Genomic DNA, 1995 nt, shown 5'->3' with positions numbered 1-1995 from the left:
CTCGATAGTGTTGGCAGTAGTCATCAATAAAGCTAACGGTTGCGACCGGATCTCGTTGCTCAAGCATAGGTCAGCTAGAATCACAGCTATTCCCAAGTTAATTTTTCCTCACCGTAGTAACAAAAGAAGGATTACCTTGGCAATCTTCGAGTTGGATGATCAACCGGATGGGCTGTTTCGTGAGCGGACGGTCCTGATCTATTACCGAGAGATAGGTGTAGCCATCTACTAAAAAGAGGCTGTCGATGCGGGCTGGAGCAATGGAGCGAACTTGATCCTCTAAATAGGCTTCGAGTTCTAGTTGAACTGTCGCTTGGATGCAGCCAGAGTCACGTTCTTCTTCAGCAAAAACAGGCGCGATTGACTCGACGCGATCGGGCGTGTATACCATAGTGGTTAAGACCTTTTAGTAGGTTGATTTGCAAGAGAGGGAAGTTCGTTTTCCAGTCGGTACTTCCTTCTCTTGCCTTTTAATGTAGCTAAAGCGTACAACACTGTCAACTCTTACTTAGTTAGCAACACATACAACAATACTTATTATGGTCACAAGTTGATAAGGTGAAAAAGGTCAAATATGTACAGTGCACTTAGTCCACCTATTAACGTGGTTCCACTCTCTCGACTTCGCCAAAGCTTGTCTCGCTATCGTCGCCAAGTTCAAGGCGGTGACGTGATTCCAGTGGATTACTACAAAGACCGCATTGGCTATCTCGTTCCCGTTGCGATCGCAACAGCTCTTCAGCTTTCAGCGGAACAAGAGATGGGACTAATTGATTTCAGGGACAAGCTCAACTCAGCTTGGGAATCTCTTGAAGCAGGGGTTGACTGTATCTGGCTGACTTACCACGGTGAGCGCCGCTTAGCATTTGTATCTACTAGAATCTTTCAACCTCAAGATGAGCCTGAGGTTCAGTCAGAAGAACCCGACACGGAAGAACTCTAGCGATCGCTAAAGCAGAATTCGGTTGATGCAGTCGAAGTATGCTGCATTGCCGCTACCAATTAACAGCATTTCTTGATGTGAATATGGAGCGATCGCTCGGCCTAGGAAACTTCGCGATCGCCTCTGTACTTCACCTCCAGCTACTAACCAAGGTGAAGCCATGAATATCCTATCCGACTCCGTGTTAGTGGGGTCTAAATCTGCACGAGACAACCACTTAGTGCGACTCAATCATGATTGTGCTACTGAAATCTTAAGCAAAGTCAAGTTGCTCTGCTTTTCTGTCTGGCGGGGAGTAGGGCTTGCAACTACAAACCCAGGAGCAGAGTTCCATGAGGCATTATCAGATACTGCTTGCTCAGCCGTCAAAGTTAAATTTCATCGACTCTGCCCAGTCGTAACAGCAGGAGGCTTTACCGTTGAAGTCCTCATCTCGCAAGGCAAATCCATAAGGAATGACACTTCCTCCCCCTCCGCCCAAGCAGCGATAGAAGCAGACATGCACTTCATTAACAACTGGCTCTCTGGCTTCGTTACTAGTTTGATATGCGGTGCACTTTACGAGCAAGGCCATATTGACCAGAAGGAATATCGCTGCCTCAGCGATGCGATCGGGGAGGCTGTCTAATGCCAAAGCTTCATCAGAATCAGAATCAGAAATCAGAAATTCCTATGCTCCCCCTCCCCGCAGAGTTGCCTGTGCCTCAGTATCAGTTTGGGCAGGTAGTGCAATGGCCTGGGTTCCACGGCTGTGTGCACTGGGGTATCATCCGAGGCTTACAGTACTGGAGCCCTCGCATGTCCGCTGAAATTGCTCACAGCTTGGAGTGGGTGGGCTGGTCCTATTTAGTTGAAGTGGACCCAGACAGTTGCAAGAGCGCTGGGATCGAAGATGTATGGGAGCAGGACCTAAAGCTGCGAGAGGTGCAACCACGATGAGCACCGCTACCCTTAACCTGACTTACCTCAAGCTCTGCAAAGAATACGTCCAGATCACCCAGCGCAACTACTGCGCCGCTAAAATCCTCGCCATCATCGAAGGTTGGCAGCAG

At 48.7% G+C, this 1995-nt stretch carries 5 protein-coding genes; 3 read left to right on the top strand and 2 right to left on the bottom strand.

Translation table 11 applies throughout. The features are described from left to right. Positions 1–97: 97 nt before the first annotated feature. Positions 98–391, bottom strand: coding sequence for a hypothetical protein (locus H6F68_RS00040; RefSeq protein ID WP_190555669.1), 294 nt, complete (start codon positions 389–391; stop codon positions 98–100). 183 nt (positions 392–574) lie between these two features. On the opposite strand from H6F68_RS00040, the gene H6F68_RS00035 reads away from it, so the two are divergent. Further along, positions 575–943 carry a prevent-host-death family protein gene (locus tag H6F68_RS00035; protein ID WP_190555668.1) on the top strand — a complete coding sequence of 123 codons (369 nt, stop codon included), beginning with the start codon at positions 575–577 and terminating at the stop codon, positions 941–943. Between the two features lie 6 nt (positions 944–949). Here H6F68_RS00035 and H6F68_RS00030 read toward each other — a convergent pair whose 3' ends face one another. Next, positions 950–1105: a hypothetical protein gene (locus tag H6F68_RS00030; protein WP_190555667.1), complete on the bottom strand. Its 156-nt coding sequence runs from the start codon at positions 1103–1105 to the stop codon at positions 950–952. On the opposite strand from H6F68_RS00030, the gene H6F68_RS00025 reads away from it, so the two are divergent. Then, positions 1104–1571 (top strand): hypothetical protein, encoded by a 468-nt coding sequence (locus tag H6F68_RS00025; RefSeq protein WP_190555666.1) that lies wholly within the window; start codon positions 1104–1106, stop codon positions 1569–1571. The two genes, H6F68_RS00030 and H6F68_RS00025, sit on opposite strands and share 2 nt — an antisense overlap. Then, positions 1571–1882 (top strand): hypothetical protein, encoded by a 312-nt coding sequence (locus H6F68_RS00020; protein WP_190555665.1) that lies wholly within the window; start codon positions 1571–1573, stop codon positions 1880–1882. The genes H6F68_RS00025 and H6F68_RS00020 overlap by 1 nt, the downstream gene beginning before the upstream one ends. Positions 1883–1995: the final 113 nt, after the last annotated feature.

Source organism: Trichocoleus sp. FACHB-262, assembly GCF_014696035.1.
Lineage (GTDB): Bacteria > Cyanobacteriota > Cyanobacteriia > FACHB-46 > FACHB-46 > Trichocoleus.
Note: the sequence above shows the minus strand (reverse complement) of the source record. Positions and strands in the feature narration are given on the sequence as shown.

Coding starts and splice junctions, on each gene's coding strand:
- H6F68_RS00040 (WP_190555669.1), bottom strand. CDS start 391: ATGGTATACACGCCCGATCGCGTCGAGTCAATCGCGCCTGTTTTTGCT.
- H6F68_RS00035 (WP_190555668.1), top strand. CDS start 575: ATGTACAGTGCACTTAGTCCACCTATTAACGTGGTTCCACTCTCTCGA.
- H6F68_RS00025 (WP_190555666.1), top strand. CDS start 1,104: ATGAATATCCTATCCGACTCCGTGTTAGTGGGGTCTAAATCTGCACGA.
- H6F68_RS00030 (WP_190555667.1), bottom strand. CDS start 1,105: ATGGCTTCACCTTGGTTAGTAGCTGGAGGTGAAGTACAGAGGCGATCG.
- H6F68_RS00020 (WP_190555665.1), top strand. CDS start 1,571: ATGCCAAAGCTTCATCAGAATCAGAATCAGAAATCAGAAATTCCTATG.